Raw genomic sequence first — 18,877 nt, 5'->3', positions numbered from 1 at the left:
TCAGACCTTTTCGACTTCGGGCCGGCCGAGGATGCCGGAGGGCAGGAAGATCAGCACGATGGCCAGGATCGAGAAGGCCGCCACGTCCTTGTAGTCGATGGAGAAATAGGCCGACCACATGCTCTCGATGAAGCCGATCAGAAGCCCGCCGATGACGGCACCCGGCAGCGAGCCGATGCCGCCCAGCACCGCAGCCGTGAATGCTTTCACGCCCGGCACGAAGCCGTCCGAGAAGGACACGACGCCATAATACATAAGGAACAGCGTGCCGGCGACGGCGGCAAGGGCGGCGCCCATAATGAAGGTCAGCGAGACGGTGCGGTCGACGTCGATGCCGAGAAGGGCCGCCATCTTCTGGTCCTGCTCGCAGGCGCGCTGCGCGCGCCCCAGCGGCGTTCGGTTGACGACATACCAGAAGATCGCCAGCAGCACCGCGGTGACGAGCACGATGATGATCTGCTTCAGCGATACGCTGACGCCGCCGATGTTGTAGACCTGGCTGACCATCGGCGGGATCGGCTTGTTGCGCGGGCCCTGCGTGACCTGCACGAAGTTCGACAGGGCGATCGACATGCCGATGGCGGTGATCAGCGGCGCCAGCCGGAAGGAACCGCGCAAGGGCCGGTAGGCGACCTTCTCGATCACCCAGTTGTAGAGGCCGGAAAGCAGCATCGCCACGATCATCATGACCAGCAGCGCGACCACAACGGGGACCGAGTAGAACATCGCCGTCAGGATCAGGAACACGATGAGGGCAATGAAGGCGCCCACCATGAACAGATCGCCATGGGCGAAGTTGATCATGCCGATGATGCCGTAGACCATCGTATAGCCGATCGCGATCAGCCCATAGATCGATCCCAGCGTCAGCCCGTTGATAAGCTGCTGGATGAAATACTGCATGGTAAGAAGGCTCCCCTTGAGCGTCGCCGCCAGGGCGCGCCCTTTTTTGGTATTTCCCCTAGTCCTAAGGGTTCAGGACCGGATTGCAACGTGATTTTTCATTCGCCGACACGACCTTGCATCGCGCCGCCCGGTAACCCCGTCCGTTGCATCCGCCCCATGGACCACGGCGGACCCTATCATTGGCATACCGCAATGTCTTTGACGATTCAGGGAAAGATTGCATCACTTATCGAAGAATCTTCGGTCAAAAGAATTTGAAAGGACGGAAGATTGCGCCGCCGCCGAGCCGCCATTTGAGCTGGCGAAGGGGCGGCGCAGGCCCGGATTCCCTACTTGACGACGAAGCCGTGGGCGAACGGATCGCGCTCGTCGATGAAGATGGTGTTGAAGCCGGTCTGCCGCGCCCAGCCGCCGATCGAGGGGATGATCGCCGGCCTGTTGCCGACGCCGACTTCCTTTTCCACGCGCCCCTTGAACAGCGAGCCGATGATGGATTCATGCACGAAATTGTCGCCTGCCTTCAGTCTGCCCTTGGCGTGAAGCTGCGCCATGCGCGCCGACGTGCCGGTGCCGCAGGGCGAGCGGTCGATGGCCTTGTCGCCGTAGAAGACGGCGTTGCGCGCATGCGCTTGCGGGTCGCGCGCCGCCCCGGTCCACAGCATGTGCGAAAGCCGGTTGATGTCGGGATTTTCCGGATGCACGAACGTGTACTTCTCGTTCAGCCGCTGGCGCACCACCGGGCTCCAGGCGACCAGCTCGCCGGCCGAATAGTCGGCCATGTCGGAATAGTTCTTCTGAGGCTCGACGATGGCGTAGAAATTGCCGCCATAGGCGACGTCGACGGTGATTTCGCCAAGCACCGGACACTCCACCGTCAGCCCCTCCGCATAGAGGAAGGAGGGCACGTTGGTGATGCGCACTTCCTCGACGAGGCCGTTCTCCTCGCGGTACTCGGCTTTCACCAGCCCGGCCGGCGTGTCGAGGTGAAGCACACCCGGCGTCTTCGGCTTCACCAGCCCGTTCTCGATGGCCATGGTGACGGTGCCGATAGTGCCGTGGCCACACATCGGCAGGCAGCCCGACGTCTCGATGAACAGGATGGCGATGTCGCAGTCCGGCCGTGTCGGCGGATAGAGGATGGAGCCCGACATCATGTCGTGGCCGCGCGGCTCGAACATCAGCCCGGTGCGGATCCAGTCGTATTCGGCCAGGAAATGCGCCCGCCGCTCCATCATCGTCGCGCCGTCGAGCAGCGGCCCGCCGCCGGCGACGAGCCGGACCGGATTGCCGCAGGTGTGACCGTCGATGCAGGTGAAGGTGTGGCGAGACATTTCGATGCGATCCGATGGTTGAAGGAATGACTGGAGCGAAATAAAGGCTAGAACCGCTGCGCGCGGAACGGCCGAATGTCAATTGCCGGGGCCTGGCACGCAATCAGGTCGCGGACCAGCCGGCCGGTCGCTGCGGCCTGGGTCAGGCCGAGGTGGCCATGGCCGAAGGCATAGAAGACGCCGGGCGCGCCGGACGGGCCGATGACCGGCAGCGAATCCGGTAGCGATGGGCGAAAGCCCATCCATTCGCGGCCGCCCTCGGCCTTGAGGCCCGGCAGGAACCGCTTCGCCTTTTCGAGCATCGCCCTGGAGCGCGCATAGTTCGGCGGCCGCTTCAGACCGGCAAGCTCGACGGCGCCGCCGATGCGCAGGCCGGTGGACAATGGCGTGATGACGAAGCCGTGGCCGGAGAAGGTCAGCTGCCGCTTCACGTCGAAGGCGTCGGCGGGAAGCGTGGTGTTGTAGCCGCGCTCGGTTTCCAGCGGGATCGCCTCGCCGAGCTGCCCAGCCAGCAGATGCGACCAGGCACCGGCGGCGATCACCAGCTTTGCGGCCTTGCGCGAAGAACCGTCGGCAAGATGAAGCGTTGCGCTACTCGCGCCGGCTTCGACGCGGACGACCTCGCCGCGCTCGAAGCGCGCGCCCTTCTTCTCGGCGTAGGCCCACACCGCCTTGCCGAGCAGCTTCGGGTCGGCCACCGTCTTCCATCCGGGCACGAACGTACCCTTGACGAAGCGCGGCGCCAGCCCCGGCTGCAAGCCGGCGAGTTCCGCGCCCTCGACATGGCGATAGACGATGCCGAAACGATCGCGCGCCGCCCAGCCCGGCAGGGAAGCAGCAAATTCGGCCTCGCTCTCGTAAAGTTCGAGCGAACCATCCTCCCGCAACATCGTTGCGGTTCCGGAACGATCCATGAGTCCGGTCCATTCCGCCTCGGCGAGACGCATCATCGCAGCTTGGGCGGCGAGGCTCGCTTCGCGGTTCTTCGCCGCGCCGGCCCGCCAGAAGCGCCACAGCCACGGCGCCAGATGAGGCAGATAGGTTGGCGGAACCGAAAGCGGCCCGAGCGGATCGGCCAGCCACCTCGGCAGGTTACGCATTATGCCCTTCTGCGCCAGCGGCAGCACGTCGGAGAAAGCGAAGGCCGCAGCATTGCCCGAGGACGTTTCCTCCGAGATCCCGGTGCGGTCGATGACGGTGACGGCGTGGCCGGCCTCGATCAGATGCGCCGCGATGCAGATGCCGACGATCCCTGCTCCCACGATGACGACGTCGTCCGAGGACAAGGCAGCATTCATCGACGGGAACCCCACACTGTGCCGTTCCCCCTCACCTTCGCCTCGGCGCCTTGCCGGGCTTTTCGCGAAAGAGAGCCGGCCGCAATCGGCCTGCTTCAAGCGGTTGCGGACCGGATGCGTCCGCTTGACCCGCTTGATATATCAGGTGAATATCTGCCGAAAAATCAATTGTCAACGTGGCATTCGGCTCGATATATCAATGCGATTCCAGAGGAGGCGACGGCATGGATGCTTTGGTGACCCAGCGGGACCCGTCGACCGAACTGGCCAGCGCCAAGGCCTATCGCGGGCTCGAGAAGATGATCGTCACGCTCGAACTGGCGCCCGGCGCGGTGATCACCGAGCGCGTGCTGATCGAACATCTGTCGCTCGGCCGCACGCCGGTGCGCGAGGCGATCCAGCGGCTGACCTGGGAGGGCCTGTTGGAAGTCAGGCCGCGCGCGGGCATCGTCGTCGCTCCCCTCAACGCCGCCGACTGGCTGCGCGTCATCGATGCCCGGCGCGGCGTCGAGACCGTGCTTGCCCGTTCGGCGGCGCGCTTCCTCGCCGCCGATGCCGCCCCCCACTTCCAGGCGACGGCACTGGCCATGCACGACGCGGTTCTGGGCAACGACGTGCTCGGCTTCCTCGAAGCCGACAAGTCGCTGGACGAGGCGCTGACGCGCGCCGCCGACAATCCCTTCGCCGCGCGCCTGGCGGCTCCCCTCCAGACGCACAGCCGGCGTTTCTGGTACCGCTTCCAGAGCGGCACCGGGCTCGCCGAATCGGCCGCCAACCACGTCGCCCTGATCGGCGCCGTCCTCGACCGCGACGAGGAGCGCGCCGGCATCGAGGCCGACCGGCTGATGTCGCTGCTCAGGCTGCATGCGCAGGCGGCCGCCATGCGCTGACCGCACGGCGCGGGGCCGGCGCCGTTCAAGCCGTTTGAGAAAATTTCCATGCCATGTCGGAACCGTCCGCCGTGAGCCGTCCTTGCCGCATCGCTGACGATCGATGAACAAGGAGGGACACGATGAGCGAGACCGCAAGAACAAGGATCGGCTACGGGCTTTCAGGGCTTTTCGTCCTGTTCATGCTGGGTGCGTCGGTCGCCCCGAAACTGCTCGGCATGCCCGTCGCCGAGGAAACCATGGCGGCGCTCGGCTGGCCCGCCGGCTATACGGTGCCGATCGGCATCCTCGAACTCGTGCTGACGTTGCTCTATATCGCTCCGCGCACCAGCGTGCTGGCCTCGGTGCTGTTCATGGGCCTGTTCGGAGGCGCGATGGCGACGCAGATCCGCATCGGCAATCCGCTGTTCAGCCATGAACTGTTCGGCCTCTATCTCGGCGTCTTCATGTGGGGCGGCCTGTGGCTGCGCGACCCGGCCCTGCGCGCGCTGTTTCCACTGCGCGGCAAAACTTCGCCCTGAACCGGACCCGCCCGCTTTCGCGGCATCAAAAGGAGGAAAATCCCATGGGCAAGACCATCGCCATTCTCGTCGCCCGCCTGATCTTCGCCGGGGCCTTCGCCATGGCCGCAGGCTTCAAGTTCGCCGGCATGCAAATGACGGCGGATTACATCGCCGCCGCCGGCTTCCCCTTCCCGCTGTTTCTTGCCTGGGTAGCGGCGGCCTTCGAAGTATTGCTGGTGCTTGCCTTCCTCACCGGCGCCTTCTTTTCGGAGGCTGCGCTGCTTGCCGCCGTCTACGTGATCTTCCTCGCCTTCGCCTTCCACGGCCCGTCGCACTGGCAGGGCAACCAGGCCGAGTTCGGCTTCTTCGTCGATCACTTCACCTTCCTCGCCGGCCTGCTGTTCGCCGCCGTGCATGGGCCGGGCGAGAAACTGGCGATGAAGGCGGGATTGATCTGGAAGTAAGCTGGAGAAACAAAGGCCGCGGAGTATCCGCGGCCTTCGCATTCAATCGTCGACGTTGAATTTTACTTCATCGTCGGCATGGCAAACTCGGCACCTTCCTTGACGCCCGACGGCCAGCGCTGGGTGACTGTCTTGGTCTTGGTGTAGAAGCGCACCGAATCCGGGCCGTACTGGTTGAGGTCACCGAAGCCGGACTTCTTCCAGCCGCCGAAGGTGTAGTAGGACACCGGCACCGGGATTGGCACGTTGACGCCGACCATGCCGACGTTGACGCGGGCGGCGAATTCGCGCGCCGCGTCGCCGTCGCGGGTGAAGATGGCGACGCCGTTGCCGTATTCATGCTCGGAGGGCAGGCGCACCGCCTCCTCAAAGTCGTGCGCACGCACCACCGAAAGCACCGGGCCGAAGATCTCTTCCTTGTAGATGCGCATGTCCGGCGTCACGTCGTCGAACAGGCAGCCGCCGAGGTAGAAACCGTTCTCGTAGCCCTGCATCTTGAAGCCGCGGCCGTCGACGACGAGCTTGGCGCCTTCCTCGATGCCGAGGTCGACATAGCCGCGCACGCGATCCAGCGCCTGCTTGGTCACCAGCGGGCCATAATCGGCGCTCGGGTCGGTCGACGGGCCGATCTTCAGGCTCTCGACGCGCGGGATGAGCTTTTCCACCAGCTTGTCGGCGGTCGCCTTGCCGACCGGCACGGCGACCGAGACGGCCATGCAGCGCTCGCCGGCCGCACCATAGCCGGCGCCGATGAGGGCATCGACGGCCTGGTCCATGTCGGCGTCGGGCATGATGATCATGTGGTTCTTGGCGCCGCCGAAGCACTGCACGCGCTTGCCGTTGGCGCAGCCGCGCGCATAGATGTACTGCGCGATCGAGGACGAGCCGACAAAGCCGACGGCGGAGATGTCCTCATGGTCGAGGATGGCGTCGACCACTTCCTTGTCGCCGTTGACGACGTTGAGGATGCCCGCCGGCAGGCCGGCTTCCAGCATCAGTTCGGCGAGCTTCATCGGCACGCCCGGATCGCGCTCCGAAGGCTTCAGGATGAAGGCGTTGCCGCAGGCGATGGCCGGCGCGAACTTCCACATCGGGATCATCGCCGGGAAGTTGAATGGGGTGATGCCGGCGACCACGCCGAGCGGCTGGCGGATCGAGTAGAGGTCGATGCCGGGGCCGGCGCCCTCGGTGTATTCGCCCTTCATCAGGTGCGGGATGCCGAGCGCGAACTCGACGACCTCGACGCCGCGCTGGATGTCGCCCTTGGCGTCCGGAATGGTCTTGCCGTGCTCGCGGGCGAGCAGCTCGGCCAGCGCGTCGTTGTCGCGCGCCACCAGTTCGAGGAACTTCATGAACACGCGCGCGCGGCGCTGCGGATTGGTCGCCGCCCAGGCCGGCTGCGCCGCCTTGGCGTTGGCCACCGCCGCGTCGAGCTCCGCCTTCGAGCCGAGCGCCACCTTGGCGCGAACGGTGCCGTCGAGCGGCTGGAAAACGTCCTGCTCGCGCCCGGAGGTGCTCTTGACGGCCTTGCCGCCGATGAAATGTCCGTAGTGATCCATGCTATCGCTCCCTGGAATTCGATTACCGCATTGTCCGCCTTCACGCGGCGGAAGGCAACGCGAGCCGACACGTAACCGTTGTGCAAAAAACGTATACCGACGCTGTACTGAACATTACTTTCTGCATATAATTCCCGCATGAACTGGGATGACGTCCGCATTTTCCTCGCCGTCGCCCGTGCCGGGCAAATCCTCGGCGCGGCCAAGCGGCTGGAACTCAACCACGCCACCGTCTCGCGCCGGCTGGCAGCGCTGGAGACGGCGCTTCGGACAAAGCTGTTCCGGCGCCTCACCACCGGCTCGGAGCTGACGCCGGCCGGCGTGCGCTTCATGGAAATCGCCGAGCGCATGGAGGCCGACATGATCGCCGCGCGCGCGGCGGTGGCCGGCGAGGGCGAGGAGATTTCCGGGCCGGTGCGCATCGGCGCGCCGGACGGTTTCGGCGTCGCTTTCCTCGCCCGCCGGCTCGGCGAACTGACCGCCCAGCACCGGGAGCTGACCATCCAGCTGGTGCCGGTGCCGCGTTCGTTCTCGCTGTCGCGCCGCGAGGCCGACATCGCCATCACCGTCGAGCGGCCGAGCGAGGGCCGGCTGGTCGCCGGCAAGCTGGTGGACTATTCACTCGGCCTGTTCGCTAGCCGAGCCTATGCCGAGCGCCACGGCCTGCCGAAGACGGCGGCGGAGATGTCCGGGCACACGCTGATCGGCTATGTGCCGGACCTGATCGTCAGCCCCTCGCTCGACTACGCCGCCGAATTCAGCCCGGACTGGCGTTCGGCCTTCGCCATCTCATCGGCGCTGGGCCAGGCCGAAGCGGTGCGGGCCGGCGCGGGCATCGGTATCCTGCACACCTTCATCGCCCGCTCGCTGCCCGATCTCGTGCCGGTGGAGGCAGTGCAGCCCATCCGCCGCGCCTACTGGCTGGTCTATCATGAAAGCGTGCGGCCGCTGCGCCGGGTGCAGGCGGTGGCGGATTTCATCGCCAGGGCGGTCGAGAAGGAACGGGCGCTGTTCCTGTAGAGGACGAACCCGGGCTCTCAGTTGTAGCGGCTGACCGACAGCGCACTGGCGTCGACGTCCGGCTTGCGGCCGGAGATGATGTCGGACAGCACGCGGCCCGATCCGCACGCCATCGTCCAGCCGAGCGTGCCGTGGCCGGTGTTGAGATAGAGGTTGGAATATTTCGAGGCGCCGATGATCGGCGGCCCGTCCGGCGTCATGGGGCGCAGGCCGGTCCAGAAGGTCGCCGCACCGAGATCGCCGGCGCCGGGGAACAGGTCGCCGACGGAATGCTCCAGCGCCTCGCGCCGTCCCTGCTGCAAGGACAGGTCGTAGCCGGCGATGGCCGCCGTGCCGCCGACGCGGATGCGGTCGCCGAGCCGCGTGATGGCGATCTTGTAGGTTTCGTCCATCACCGTCGATTCGGGTGCGGCCTTGGCGTTCACGATCGGCACGGTGATCGAATAGCCCTTGATCGGATAGACGGGGATCGGCTGGCCGAGCTTGCGCATCCAGACCGGCGAATAGCTGCCCATCGCCATGACATAGGTATCCGCCGTCTTCTCGCCGGCGCTGGTGGAAACGCCGGTGACACGCCCCTTGTCGGTGTTGATCGCCTTCACCGTCACCCCGTACTCGAACTTGACGCCGGCGGCCGTCGCGATCTCGGCCAGCCGCGTGGTGAACATCTGGCAGTCGCCCGTCTCGTCGCCCGGCAGTTGCAGGCCGCCGACGAACTTTTCGCGCACGGCGCCGAGCCCCGGTTCGGCGGCGATGCAGCCGTCCTGGTCGAGCACGTTGAAGGGAACGCCGTACTGCTTCAGCACCTCGACGTCGCCGCCGATACCGTCGAGTTGGTACTGCTTGCGGAAAAGCTGAAGCGTGCCCTTGGCGCGGTCGTCATAGGCGATGTTGGTGGAAGCCCGAAGCGCCTTCAGCACGTCGCGGCTGTATTCGGCGATCGGCACCATGCGCGACTTGTTCACCGCATAGCGCTCGGCCGTGCAGTTGCGCAGCATCTTGAAGACCCAGCTCCACATATGCGGGTCGAGCGCCGGGCGGATGATCAGCGGGCCGTATTTCATCAGCAGCCACTTCACCGCCTTGACCGGCACGCCGGGGCCGGCCCAGGGCGAGGAGTAGCCGGGCGAAACCTCGCCGGCATTGGCGAAGCTGGTTTCCAGCGCCGGGCCCGGCTGGCGATCGATCACCGTCACCTCATGGCCGGCCTCAGCCAGATACCATGCCGACGTGACGCCGATGACGCCGCTGCCCAGCACCAGAACTTTCATGATCAATTCCCCTTGGAAACCCCGTCAGGCGGCCGAAGGACCGTCGTCGTCGCCCCCTCTGTGCCGGATTTTGTCAGGGCCGCCAAGGGGGTTCTCCGGCGGTTGCCAATCGTCACCAGCGTTGTGGACCAGTACCAGGCGACGGCTCTCGGCCGCCTTCGGCAGGACATGCCGGGAGCGCCGGGCTGCCTCGGGCTGGTAAAGCACCTTGTCGAGCACGATCCGCTCCGGCCGCACGCCGGGCCGCTCGAACAGTACCGTCTCGCCTTCGCTGAGCCCGAGCAGAGCAAGGCCGAGCGGCGTTGTCACCGGCAGGCCGAGGCCGACCATGCCGCGCACTTCCTGCTGGATCAGCGTGCGCGTCTGCGCCGGCGCGTCGCCGACACGGAACAGCACCCGGCTGTTCAGCGTCGCCACGCCCGGATCGACGCCGTCGACCAGCACGACGCGCGCGTCGGCAAGCTTGCGCTCCAGCGCCGGCACGATGGCGTCGCCGAAGCCGCGCCGCCGCTCCAGCATGACCTCGAGGATGGAGTAATCCTTGGCGGTGAGGCAGCAACGGCCATGCGCGCTCATCACACCCTCTCCTGCTCGGACGGCAGGGCTACGGCGGCGATATGCGCCGCAAGCCGACGTCCGTCACGCGTCGACCAGGTGATGGACTGGCCGGCCCTGGTGCCGATCAGCGCAGCGCCCAGCGGCGTCAGCACCGAGATCCGCCCAGCGGCGATGTCGGCCTCTGCCGGATAGACGAGCACGATCTGCTGCGGCCCCTCATGGCCTTCCAGCGTGACGGAAGACCCCATCCGCACCACGTCGGCGGGCAACTTGCCCGGCGTGGTGACGACGGCGCGGTCCATTCCGGCGAGCAGGCCGGCAGCGGCCGGCACGCGCTCGAGCGCTGCTTCCGCCAGGCCGGTCAGGCGGTTGTAGTCGGCCTCGCTGACGACGATCTTCGGCGGCGGCCTTTCCTTGATGGCATGTTGCATGTCGAACTCCTTTGATTGCGTTGTGACATGGGAGGGATCGACGCGCGGCCGGGGCGATCCGGGTTGCCTGCGACGTCGATGGCGATCCGTCTTGCGGACCGTTTCGGTTATGGATGGAAAGAAAAGACGCCCCGGTTCATACAGCCGCGCACGGCCGTGCCGGGGCTACGCTCCCGCGATGGGGCAGACCCTGAAAAAGGTGCTGTTGGCGTGTCTGTTCATGATCCGAACGTGGGTGACGGGGCACGGTTTGTCAAGCTGGCCAGCCGCCGCTCTCTTGTCTCATGCGCCGAGATAGCGACGATGGAAGCGATGGCCGAGGCTGGTCAGGACCTCGTAGGCGATGGTGCCGGAATAGCGGGCCACCTCGTCCAGCGTCTGCGAAGGCCCGATCATCTCCACCATGTCGCCCGCCTTGAGGCTGCCTTCCGGCAGGTCCGAGACGTCGAGGATGATGGAATCCATCGACACCCGGCCGATGAAGGGCAGGCGCACGTCCTTGAAATGCGCGAAGGCAGCGGCGCGGCGGCGCCAGCCGTCGGCGTAGCCGAGCGAAATCGTCGCCACGCGAAGCGGACCGTCGGCGATGGCCGTGTGGCCATAGCCGATGCCGACGCCCGCACCGATCGTGCGCGCCTGGATCACCTTGGCCTCCAGCCGCACCACCGGATGCATCGGGTTGTCGGCGTCCGGCGTCGGGTTGATGCCGTAGAGCGCCGCGCCCGGACGGGCCAGGTCGAAATGCCACTCGGGCCCGAGGAATATGCCGGAAGAATTGGCGAGCGAGGCGGGGGCTGCCGGCAGCAGCCGGCGCAACCGCTCGAATGCGGCAAGCTGGGCGCGGTTGGCCGCATGGTCCGGTTCGTCGGCGCAGGCGAGATGGCTCATCACCAGGACAAGGTCCAGACCTGTGAAGGCTTCGGCATCGGCCGCGACCGCCTCGACCTCCACCGGCGGCATGCCGAGCCGCGACATGCCGCTGTCCACCTGCACGGCGACGGGCAGCTTGCGGCCGAGCCGCCGCGCGGTGGCGCGCCATGCGGCGAGCTGGTCGGTACTGTTGGCGACCGGGATCAGGCCGGCCGCCGCCGCTTCGCCCTCGGCGCCCGGCGGCAGGCCGTTGAGGACATGGATCGCCGGTCCTGTCCCGAGCGCGGCGCGCAGATCGATGCCCTCGCTGGCATTGGCGACGAAGAAGCTGTCGCAGCCTTCCTTCTGCAGGGCACGCGCGATCACGGCGGCGCCGAGGCCATAGCCGTCGGCCTTTACCACGCCGGCGCAGCGCGTGCCGCCGAGCCGCGCCTTCAGCCGCCGGTAGTTCTCGCGCACCGCGCCAAGATCGATCGTCAGCACCGCGCCGGCAGTCGCAAGGCCCTGCCCGTCCGCCTCGTTCAATCGCTCGACAATCCCGTCCACGTCAGTCTCCATGCCGCAGCCTCACAGGCAACGCCCTTCAAGAGATAACACGGATGCCGCGCACGATCCTCGCGAAAGCCTCCGCTTTCCGGGAGACGGCGTCAAGGAAACACGGTGTTCGCAAGCAAGATCGCACGGAACCGCGACCGCCGGGCTTTATGCGCCGGCCCGGTTCGCCGACGCTCAGCCGGCGAGGTGCCGGAACGCCGCGACCACCTGTTCGTAGACGGCGCGCTTGAACGGCACGATCAGGTCGGGCAGGTCGGCCATCGGCCTCCAACCCCATTCGTCGAATTCGGCCGTATGGCCTCCCGGCGGTGGATTGATGCGGATTTCGTCCGCATCGCCATGGAAGCGGAAGGCGAACCATTTCTGCGTCTGGCCGCGATATCTGCCCTTGAAGGCGACGCCGACCAGATGGCGCGGCAGGTCGTAGTTGATCCAGTCCGGCGCTTCGGCAAGCAGCGTCAGGCTTTTCATGCCGGTTTCCTCGAAAATCTCGCGCTTTGCCGCTGCGAGCGGTTCCTCGCCCTTGTCGATGCCGCCTTGCGGCATCTGCCAGAGCTGCGTGGTGCCGGAGAACTCGCTGTCGGGCTCTGCGATGCGCCTGCCCACCCACACCAGCCCGCCGGCATTGAGCACCATCACGCCGACGCAGGGGCGGTAGGGCAGGCTTTCGGGATCGACGGGCTTTTTCGTCTTGCCGGACATCAGGCTTCTTTCCGTTTCGGGGAGACCAGTCTTACTGTTCCTCGGGATCGGCGGCGACGGCCGAGAACGGCACGATCTCGATGCCGCGCTTCTTCGCCTCGCCGACCCAGGAGGCGACGGCATCCACCGTCACGTCGAAGGCCGAGCCTGTGCCGAGAGCAAACCCCTTGGCGCGTGCCGTGGCTTCGAGCTGGTCGAGCTTCTTCAGGATGGCGCCGCGATCCTGTACCGCGTCGATGACGGTGTCGCCCACCGCCAGCGGCACGCGGTCGGCCGCCGCCAGTTGCGGGGCGAGGCTGCGCGCCGACGAGCCGTCGTCAAGATAGCCGAGGCCGCGTTTCGCCAGTTCCGCCATCACCGGCGCAAGCGCTGCCTGATCGGCCGAGAAGCGCGCGCCCATATAGTTCATCACGCCGGTGTAGTTGGTGGTGCGCGCCAGCGCCCAGCGCAGCCTTTTCAGGTTCTCCTCCGGCGCGGCGTCGACGGTCAGCGTGTTGCGGCCGGGATTGACGTTGGGAAAATCGAACGGCTCCAGCGGCACCTGCATCATGATCTCGTGGCCGGTGCGGCGTGCTTCCTGCATCCAGCGGCCGATGGAATTGCCCTGCGGCGCGAAGGCCAGCGTCACCTCGCCCGGCAGCCGCGCGATCGCCGCTTGCGTGCCGGTCTGCGACACGGCGAGGCCTCCGATGACGATCGCCACCTTGGCGCCGCGCGCGCCCGACCATGGCCGGGCGTAGACGTCGAAGGGTCGCCGTCCGTCGGCCGCGCGCACCGGCAGCGGGCCGCTCTCGGCTTGTTCGATCAGCGCCTGGTCGGGCACATGGGCGACGGCGAGGTTCTGCGTCAGCGCCGAGGGATCGCGCACGACGATGCCGGCCGGACCGCCGGTCTCGGTCGGCTGCACGTGGATGATCTGCGGTCCGTCCTTCTTCGGCGACGCCGGTTCGGCTTTCGGTTGCACCGCGACCGGCTGTGCCGGCGCGGCCTCCACCGGAGCCGGCGTCGTCACCGCCACCGTCGCCGGATTGCGGAACGGCTGCTTCCTGAGCGCGATCACGCTTGAGACGCCGACAAGAGCTACGGCGACGAGCAGGGCGGCGACCTGGCCCGCGCCGAAGCGCCGGCCCGGCTCACGGCGGGGTTTCAGCCCCTGCCCAAGCGGACGCTCGATCTCCTTGCCCAGTTCAGCCAACCCGCAAACCCCTGCCGCAGAATCCAGCCCCGAATCAAACTGCCGGAACCTCGCGGCCCCGGCAGGATGGCATTGCTCCGCTCCTGCGGCCAGAGTTTTGGCCGGCCGCGCGGACGGGGAGCGGACTTACTGGTTCATCACCGCCTTGTCCGGATTGGGCGGGAAGGCCGGATCGGTCTTCTGCCCGCGCAGCAACTCTTCGGCGTATTTGAGCTGCAGGTCGTCCTTCGGGTCGGGCGGCACGTAGGCGGCCGAGCCGGAGCCCTGGTCGCTCTCGTCGGCGCCCTTGATGTGACCCTTCAGGTCCGATTCGCCGCGCGTCAGGTCGCGGCCCTGCAATTCGGCCGGCACCGGCTGGTCGACCTTGATGTCGGGCGTGATGCCCTTGCCCTGGATCGACTTGCCGGACGGCGTGTAATAGAGCGCCGTCGTCAGCCTCAGCGCACCGTTCTCGCCGAGCGGGATGATGGTCTGCACCGAGCCCTTGCCGAAGGACTGGGTGCCGACGACCGTCGCCCGCTTCAGGTCCTGCAAGGCCCCGGCGACGATCTCCGAAGCGCTGGCCGAACCGCCGTTGATGAGCACCACCAGCGGCTTGCCGTCGATGTCGTCGCCGGCGCGCGCGTCGAAACGCGTCACGTCCTTCGGATCGCGGCCGCGCGTCGAGACGATCTCGCCGCGGTCGAGGAAGGTGTCGGAAACGCTGACCGCCTGGTCGAGCAGGCCACCCGGATTGAGCCTGAGGTCGAGCACGTAGCCCTTCAGCTTGTCCTTCGGCACCTCTTTCTTGATGTGGTCGATGGCGTCCTGCAGGTCGTCGTAGGTCTTCTCGGTGAAGGAGGTGATCTTCATGTAGCCGACGTCGTTCTCGACCCGGTACTTGACCGCCTTGACCTTGATGATGTCGCGCACCACCGTCACCTCGATCGGCTTGTCGGCGCCCTGGCGCAGGATGGTGAGCTTGATCGGGTCGCCGACCTTGCCGCGCATCTTGTCGACGGCGTCGTTGAGCGTCATGCCGTTGACGTCGGTGCCGTCGATCTTGGCGATGTAGTCGCCGGCCAGCACGCCGGCCTTGGCGGCGGGCGTGTCGTCGATCGGGGTGATGACCTTGACGAGGTTGTTTTCCATCGTCACCTCGATGCCGAGGCCGCCGAACTCGCCCTTGGTCTGCACGCGCATGTCCTGCGCTTCCTCGGCGTTCATGTAGGAGGAATGCGGATCGAGCGAGGTCAGCATGCCGTTGATGGCGTTCTCGACCAGCGACTTGTCGTCCGGCGGGGTTACGTATTGCGCCCTCACCCGCTCGAAGATGTCGCCGAAGATGGCAAGCTGCTTGTAGGTTTCGGAGCCGGCCGCGTTCGCCGTCGAGCCGGGCGCACCGTAGACGAGGCTCATGGCTGACGCGCCCATAAGCGCGCCGGCAAGCAAGAGCGACAGTTTCCGCATCGTTTCAGGTCCTTCCAGAAAGACGGTCCGCCCACCACGGGGCCGGATCGACGGGTTTTCCATCCTTGCGGAACTCCACATAGAGTTCCGGCACGACATTTCCATCCGGCCGGGCCGCGGTGCTCGCCACCCTCGCCTCGCCCATCGCGCCGATCGGCTCACCCGCGAGCACGGACTGCCCCGACGCGACGTTCAATTTGCTCATTCCCGCCAGCACGACATGATAGCCGCCGCCGGCATTGAGGATCAAGAGTTGGCCATAGGAGCGAAACGGCCCCGCATAAAGCACATTCCCATCCGCCGGCGCGGTGACGATGGCGCCCGATTGTGTCGCAACCATGTCGCCCTGCATCACGCCGCCATTGCCGTCGTCGGCGCCGAAGCGGCGCTTGAACGTGCCGATCACCGGCAGCGCCATCTGCCCTTGCAGCGCCCGGAAGGGCACCGGCTGGACGAGCTGATTCGCTTCCGGCAAGGACAGCGAGGCGACCGCATCGTCCTTGTCGTCCTGGGTCGCCGCCTTGGCGGCCGCTTTCGCCTCGGCGTCGCGCTTTTGCGCCTCGCTTTGCAGCGAGGCGATGAGGTCCTTCAGGCTGGCCGCCTTTTCTGCGAGCGCCTGCGATTTCTTCTGTTCGTCGGCCAGCGCCTGCTCGGTTTCGGCCTGCACCTTGCGCTTGACCTGGAGCAGCATCGTCAGCCGCTCCTTCTCGGCCACCTGGTCGGCCACCGCCGCCGTCAGCCGCGCCCGCTCGGCCTCGATCGAGGTGCTGACCCGCGTCAGTTCCTTCAGCTCCGCCATCAGCACGTCGGTCTGCTGGCGCAGCTCCGGCACCACCGCGCCGAGCAGTATGGCGCTGCGCACCGACGACAGCGCGTCCTCCGGCTTGACCAGGATCGCCGGCGGCGGGTTCAGGCCCATGCGCTGGAGCGCGCCCAGCACCTCGGCCAGCACGTCGCGGCGCGCATTCAGGGAGCCCCGGATGGTCTTTTCCTGGTCCTTCAGCCCTTCCAGCTTCGAGCCGATATCCTCGATGTCCTGGCCGAGCTTCTGCTCGGTCTTGGCCGACTGGATCAGCGCCGCCGTCACCGAGGCGTGATCCTTCTTCACCGTCGCCACGTCGGCGGCGAGCTTGGCCATGCGCTCCGCCGAAAGCGTTATCTCGTGCGAAACCTGTTCGTATTCGGCGCGGCTGCGGTCGGGATCGGTCGCGGCGTCCTCGGCCCGAGCGGTGCCGGCCGGACCGATGCAGGCGAACGCGAGCAGCGCCGCCGCCAGAAGGCCGCGGCGCCCGGGTATTTCCATGCGGAAGACGGGCCGTTCAGACATGCACCGGCGACTGTATGCGGGGCTTCGTTAAGGAATCATCAACCATGTTCGGCCGGCCTGTGCGTCCACGCCCAACTGCATCGGCCCAACTGCATCGACAATGGGGCGAAAATCGGCCCGGCTGCTTTCCGCGCGCGGATCAGGATCGATGGTAGGGATGGCCGGACAGGATGGTCGCCGCCCGGTAGAGCTGCTCGCCCAGCATGACGCGGACAAGCTGGTGCGGCCAGGTCAGCGCGCCGAACGACACGACCAGCTCGGCCTGGTCGCGCAGCGACTGGTCGTGCCCGTCGGCGCCGCCGATGGCGACCACCAGCGCCTTGCGGCCGTCGTCGCGCATCAGGCCGATTCGGCCCGCCAGTTCCTCGGAGGTGAAGGCACGGCCGCGCTCGTCCAGCAGCATCAGCGCCGCACCGGCCTGAAGCTGGCCCTGCAGCGCCCGGCCTTCCTCGCGCTTGCGCTCCGTGGCGGTCTGGGCTCGGCTTTCCGGCGTCTCGACGATGCCGGCGAAATCCAGCCCGACGGCCGGCCCGCTCTTGCCGAACCGGTCGAAATAGCGGTCGGCGAGTTCCCTTTCGGGGCCGGCTTTCATCCGGCCCACGGCATGTACGACAATCTTCATCCCGGTCGGGAGACGCTAGTGCAGCGTCTCCTCCTCGAGGTCCGGCGCCAGCCACATCTTTTCGAGATTGTAGAAGTCGCGGACTTCGGGCCGGAAGACATGGACGATAACGTCGCCCGAATCGATCAGCACCCAGTCGGCGCTGGCCAGCCCCTCGACGCGCGCGGCACCGAAGCCGGCATCCTTGAGCGCCTTGAGGAGATGATCCGCGACAGCCGCCACATGGCGATGGGAGCGGCCCGACGCGATGACCATATGGTCGCCGAGCGAGGATTTTCCCTGGATGTCGATGGGGACGATGTTCTCGGCCTTGGAGTCTTCCAGACTGGCAAGAACCGTGTTGAGGGCGCGGGACGAGGCGTCGAAACCGCTGATCCCGGCCGGCGAAGGCACGACGTCGGCCTTCTTCCGCAGTGCTGTTCTCAGTGTCTTTCCTTTCGCAGCAAGAACAACCAAATCACCCATGCAAATCAGGTGACACCACTTAGATAGGCAGAGTTGCGTTGCAGTTTCAAGACGCCGCCCGCAGGTAAGGTCCACCTTCGGTCCGCAGGCGGATTCACGGCACGTGCTTCTCGTCCTCGCCGGCGAAGGCCAGTTCCACCGGCAGCGGCGCCTGCGCCGTCATCGGCTGGAAGGAGCCCGTCTCGGGCATCGGCACCGGCCGCGCCCGCACGGTGCGCCAGGCGACGAACAGCGCGTAGGCGAGCGCCAGCGCCACCGAGACGTAGATGAAGGTCTGCGTGCCGTAGAACGCCGAGAGGCCGGTGACGATGGCCGGCACGACGAAGCCCGACAGCGACCAGGCGAACAGGAGCGACGACGACAGCGCCACCATCTCGCTCTTGTCGGCGCGGTCGGCGGCATGCGCGCTGGCCAGCGAATAGACCGTTTCGGTCGCGCCGTCCCACAGAAGGTAGATGACGATCAGCGCACCGAGCGCGCCGCCGTCGAAGCCGATCGCGAAAAGGCCCGCCGCCGCCGCGAGCAGCGTCGTGCCGATCAGCACCTTGCGGCGGTCGGTACGGTCCGACAGCCAGCCGAGCGGGAATTGCAGGACGAGCGTGCCGAGCGGCATCGACGCCATCAGCAGCGCCACGTCCTCCTGGCTGTAGCCCTTGGCGGTGGCGTGGATGGGTGCGAAGCCGGCCAGCGACATGGAAAGCCCGCCTACCGCCAGCATGCCGGCAAGGCCGACCGGCGAGGTGCGCCAGGCGCGGCCGAGCGCCACCGAGGCCGCCACCGGCGCCGGCGGCTGGGCAAGGCGTGTCAGGCCGACCGGCAGGATCGACAGCGCAGTGAAGGCGACGCCGATCAGCGGTACGGCGACGGTGTGGATGTCGACCAGCGCCAACAGCATGTAGCCGATGCCGAGGCCGGCTATGTAGGCGATGTAGAAGGCGGCGAGCACGCGGCCGCGGATGGTGTTCTCCACCGCGTCGTTGAGCCAGCTCTGCGCCACCACGAACAGGCCGCAGATGGCGAAGCCATAGAGCGCCCGCGCCGCCAGCCACACGAGCGGATAGGCGCCGGCGCCGATCGCCGTGTTGGACAGCGCGATCAGCGCCGACAGCACCATGAAGGCGCGCGCGTGGCCGACGCGCCGCACCAGCGGCCCGGTCAGCACGCATCCGGCAAGACCGCCGCCCGAAAGCCCGGTGACGATCAGCCCGGCCCAGGTCGGATCGATGCCTTCGACACCGAGCCGGACAGGGATATAGGCGAACATCAGCCCGTTGCCGACAGCCACCAGCGCCATCGACAGGATGACGCTGGCGATCGCCACCAGCGGCGCCGGCGCGGCGGGCGCCGGCTCAGCCCTTTGCGGATCCATCCCGGTGGCCTGGATATCGGTTGCGGTCATGGCGCGAGATTGCCTTGGCGTGCACGCCGCCGCCGCCGTAAAAACGACATGGCCGGGCGTGG

19 protein-coding genes are annotated in these 18,877 nt (G+C 66.9%); 4 read left to right on the top strand and 15 right to left on the bottom strand.

All coding sequences use genetic code 11. The annotated features are described in order from the left end of the window. The 3 genes from E6C48_RS10395 to E6C48_RS10385 form a co-directional block, all read right to left on the bottom strand. The gene (locus E6C48_RS10395) at positions 1-903 is read right to left on the bottom strand and encodes a branched-chain amino acid ABC transporter permease (protein ID WP_136356846.1); all 903 of its coding nucleotides are present in this window, start codon (positions 901-903) and stop codon (positions 1-3) included. A 332-nt stretch (positions 904-1,235) separates the two neighbouring features. Further along, entirely contained in the window at positions 1,236-2,237 is a 1,002-nt protein-coding gene (locus E6C48_RS10390; RefSeq protein WP_136356844.1) for a 4-hydroxyproline epimerase, read from the bottom strand. 47 nt (positions 2,238-2,284) lie between these two features. Beyond that, entirely contained in the window at positions 2,285-3,535 is a 1,251-nt protein-coding gene (locus tag E6C48_RS10385) for an NAD(P)/FAD-dependent oxidoreductase (RefSeq protein ID WP_136356842.1), read from the bottom strand. Positions 3,536-3,759: 224 nt separating this feature from the next. Here E6C48_RS10385 and E6C48_RS10380 point away from each other — a divergent pair, with 224 nt between their 5' ends. From E6C48_RS10380 to E6C48_RS10370, 3 genes are all read left to right on the top strand, one after another. Further along, on the top strand, positions 3,760-4,425 hold the full coding sequence (locus E6C48_RS10380) for a GntR family transcriptional regulator (protein ID WP_136356840.1): 666 nt from the start codon (positions 3,760-3,762) through the stop codon (positions 4,423-4,425). 122 nt (positions 4,426-4,547) lie between these two features. Next, positions 4,548-4,946, top strand: coding sequence for a DoxX family protein (locus E6C48_RS10375; protein WP_136356838.1), 399 nt, complete (start codon positions 4,548-4,550; stop codon positions 4,944-4,946). Between the two features lie 44 nt (positions 4,947-4,990). Continuing rightward, positions 4,991-5,392, top strand: a complete 402-nt coding sequence (locus tag E6C48_RS10370; protein ID WP_136356836.1) for a DoxX family protein — start codon at positions 4,991-4,993, stop codon at positions 5,390-5,392. Positions 5,393-5,454: 62 nt separating this feature from the next. Here E6C48_RS10370 and E6C48_RS10365 read toward each other — a convergent pair whose 3' ends face one another. Continuing rightward, the gene (locus E6C48_RS10365; RefSeq protein ID WP_136356833.1) at positions 5,455-6,951 is read right to left on the bottom strand and encodes a CoA-acylating methylmalonate-semialdehyde dehydrogenase; all 1,497 of its coding nucleotides are present in this window, start codon (positions 6,949-6,951) and stop codon (positions 5,455-5,457) included. Positions 6,952-7,089: 138 nt separating this feature from the next. Between E6C48_RS10365 and E6C48_RS10360 the strand changes: the two genes are divergently transcribed. Then, complete coding sequence (locus tag E6C48_RS10360) at positions 7,090-7,971, top strand: LysR family transcriptional regulator (RefSeq protein WP_136356831.1); 882 nt, start codon at positions 7,090-7,092, stop codon at positions 7,969-7,971. A 17-nt stretch (positions 7,972-7,988) separates the two neighbouring features. Here the strand turns inward: E6C48_RS10360 and E6C48_RS10355 are convergent, their stop codons facing one another. The 11 genes from E6C48_RS10355 to E6C48_RS10305 form a co-directional block, all read right to left on the bottom strand. Next, positions 7,989-9,242, bottom strand: a complete 1,254-nt coding sequence (locus E6C48_RS10355; RefSeq protein ID WP_136356829.1) for a D-amino acid dehydrogenase — start codon at positions 9,240-9,242, stop codon at positions 7,989-7,991. Positions 9,243-9,266: 24 nt separating this feature from the next. Beyond that, entirely contained in the window at positions 9,267-9,818 is a 552-nt protein-coding gene (locus E6C48_RS10350; protein ID WP_136356827.1) for a nucleoside-diphosphate kinase, read from the bottom strand. After that, the gene (rnk, locus tag E6C48_RS10345; RefSeq protein WP_136356825.1) at positions 9,818-10,231 is read right to left on the bottom strand and encodes a nucleoside diphosphate kinase regulator; all 414 of its coding nucleotides are present in this window, start codon (positions 10,229-10,231) and stop codon (positions 9,818-9,820) included. Before rnk ends, E6C48_RS10350 begins: the two co-directional genes overlap by 1 nt. A gap of 282 nt (positions 10,232-10,513) precedes the next feature. Continuing rightward, on the bottom strand, positions 10,514-11,647 hold the full coding sequence (gene alr, locus E6C48_RS10340) for an alanine racemase (protein ID WP_230978722.1): 1,134 nt from the start codon (positions 11,645-11,647) through the stop codon (positions 10,514-10,516). Between the two features lie 183 nt (positions 11,648-11,830). Further along, on the bottom strand, positions 11,831-12,358 hold the full coding sequence (locus E6C48_RS10335; RefSeq protein WP_136356821.1) for an RNA pyrophosphohydrolase: 528 nt from the start codon (positions 12,356-12,358) through the stop codon (positions 11,831-11,833). Positions 12,359-12,389: 31 nt separating this feature from the next. Continuing rightward, complete coding sequence (locus E6C48_RS10330; RefSeq protein WP_136356819.1) at positions 12,390-13,553, bottom strand: divergent polysaccharide deacetylase family protein; 1,164 nt, start codon at positions 13,551-13,553, stop codon at positions 12,390-12,392. 126 nt (positions 13,554-13,679) lie between these two features. Continuing rightward, complete coding sequence (locus tag E6C48_RS10325) at positions 13,680-15,002, bottom strand: S41 family peptidase (RefSeq protein ID WP_136356817.1); 1,323 nt, start codon at positions 15,000-15,002, stop codon at positions 13,680-13,682. Between the two features lie 4 nt (positions 15,003-15,006). Then, positions 15,007-16,329 carry a murein hydrolase activator EnvC family protein gene (locus E6C48_RS10320; protein WP_168734499.1) on the bottom strand — a complete coding sequence of 441 codons (1,323 nt, stop codon included), beginning with the start codon at positions 16,327-16,329 and terminating at the stop codon, positions 15,007-15,009. Between the two features lie 139 nt (positions 16,330-16,468). Further along, positions 16,469-16,951, bottom strand: a complete 483-nt coding sequence (gene rlmH, locus E6C48_RS10315; RefSeq protein WP_136356815.1) for a 23S rRNA (pseudouridine(1915)-N(3))-methyltransferase RlmH — start codon at positions 16,949-16,951, stop codon at positions 16,469-16,471. Between the two features lie 15 nt (positions 16,952-16,966). Further along, positions 16,967-17,344 (bottom strand): ribosome silencing factor, encoded by a 378-nt coding sequence (rsfS, locus tag E6C48_RS10310; RefSeq protein ID WP_136356813.1) that lies wholly within the window; start codon positions 17,342-17,344, stop codon positions 16,967-16,969. A 166-nt stretch (positions 17,345-17,510) separates the two neighbouring features. Further along, entirely contained in the window at positions 17,511-18,815 is a 1,305-nt protein-coding gene (locus E6C48_RS10305; protein ID WP_407940972.1) for an MFS transporter, read from the bottom strand. Positions 18,816-18,877: the final 62 nt, after the last annotated feature.

This window comes from Ollibium composti (genome assembly GCF_004801285.1).
Lineage (GTDB): Bacteria > Pseudomonadota > Alphaproteobacteria > Rhizobiales > Rhizobiaceae > Mesorhizobium > Mesorhizobium composti.
The sequence above is the reverse complement of the archived record's forward strand: the minus strand, read 5'-3'. Positions and strand labels throughout refer to the sequence as shown.

Coding starts and splice junctions, on each gene's coding strand:
- E6C48_RS10395 (WP_136356846.1), bottom strand. CDS start 903: ATGCAGTATTTCATCCAGCAGCTTATCAACGGGCTGACGCTGGGATCG.
- E6C48_RS10390 (WP_136356844.1), bottom strand. CDS start 2,237: ATGTCTCGCCACACCTTCACCTGCATCGACGGTCACACCTGCGGCAAT.
- E6C48_RS10385 (WP_136356842.1), bottom strand. CDS start 3,535: ATGAATGCTGCCTTGTCCTCGGACGACGTCGTCATCGTGGGAGCAGGG.
- E6C48_RS10380 (WP_136356840.1), top strand. CDS start 3,760: ATGGATGCTTTGGTGACCCAGCGGGACCCGTCGACCGAACTGGCCAGC.
- E6C48_RS10375 (WP_136356838.1), top strand. CDS start 4,548: ATGAGCGAGACCGCAAGAACAAGGATCGGCTACGGGCTTTCAGGGCTT.
- E6C48_RS10370 (WP_136356836.1), top strand. CDS start 4,991: ATGGGCAAGACCATCGCCATTCTCGTCGCCCGCCTGATCTTCGCCGGG.
- E6C48_RS10365 (WP_136356833.1), bottom strand. CDS start 6,951: ATGGATCACTACGGACATTTCATCGGCGGCAAGGCCGTCAAGAGCACC.
- E6C48_RS10360 (WP_136356831.1), top strand. CDS start 7,090: ATGAACTGGGATGACGTCCGCATTTTCCTCGCCGTCGCCCGTGCCGGG.
- E6C48_RS10355 (WP_136356829.1), bottom strand. CDS start 9,242: ATGAAAGTTCTGGTGCTGGGCAGCGGCGTCATCGGCGTCACGTCGGCA.
- E6C48_RS10350 (WP_136356827.1), bottom strand. CDS start 9,818: ATGAGCGCGCATGGCCGTTGCTGCCTCACCGCCAAGGATTACTCCATC.
- rnk (WP_136356825.1), bottom strand. CDS start 10,231: ATGCAACATGCCATCAAGGAAAGGCCGCCGCCGAAGATCGTCGTCAGC.
- E6C48_RS10335 (WP_136356821.1), bottom strand. CDS start 12,358: ATGTCCGGCAAGACGAAAAAGCCCGTCGATCCCGAAAGCCTGCCCTAC.
- E6C48_RS10325 (WP_136356817.1), bottom strand. CDS start 15,002: ATGCGGAAACTGTCGCTCTTGCTTGCCGGCGCGCTTATGGGCGCGTCA.
- E6C48_RS10320 (WP_168734499.1), bottom strand. CDS start 16,329: ATGTCTGAACGGCCCGTCTTCCGCATGGAAATACCCGGGCGCCGCGGC.
- rlmH (WP_136356815.1), bottom strand. CDS start 16,951: ATGAAGATTGTCGTACATGCCGTGGGCCGGATGAAAGCCGGCCCCGAA.
- E6C48_RS10305 (WP_407940972.1), bottom strand. CDS start 18,815: ATGACCGCAACCGATATCCAGGCCACCGGGATGGATCCGCAAAGGGCT.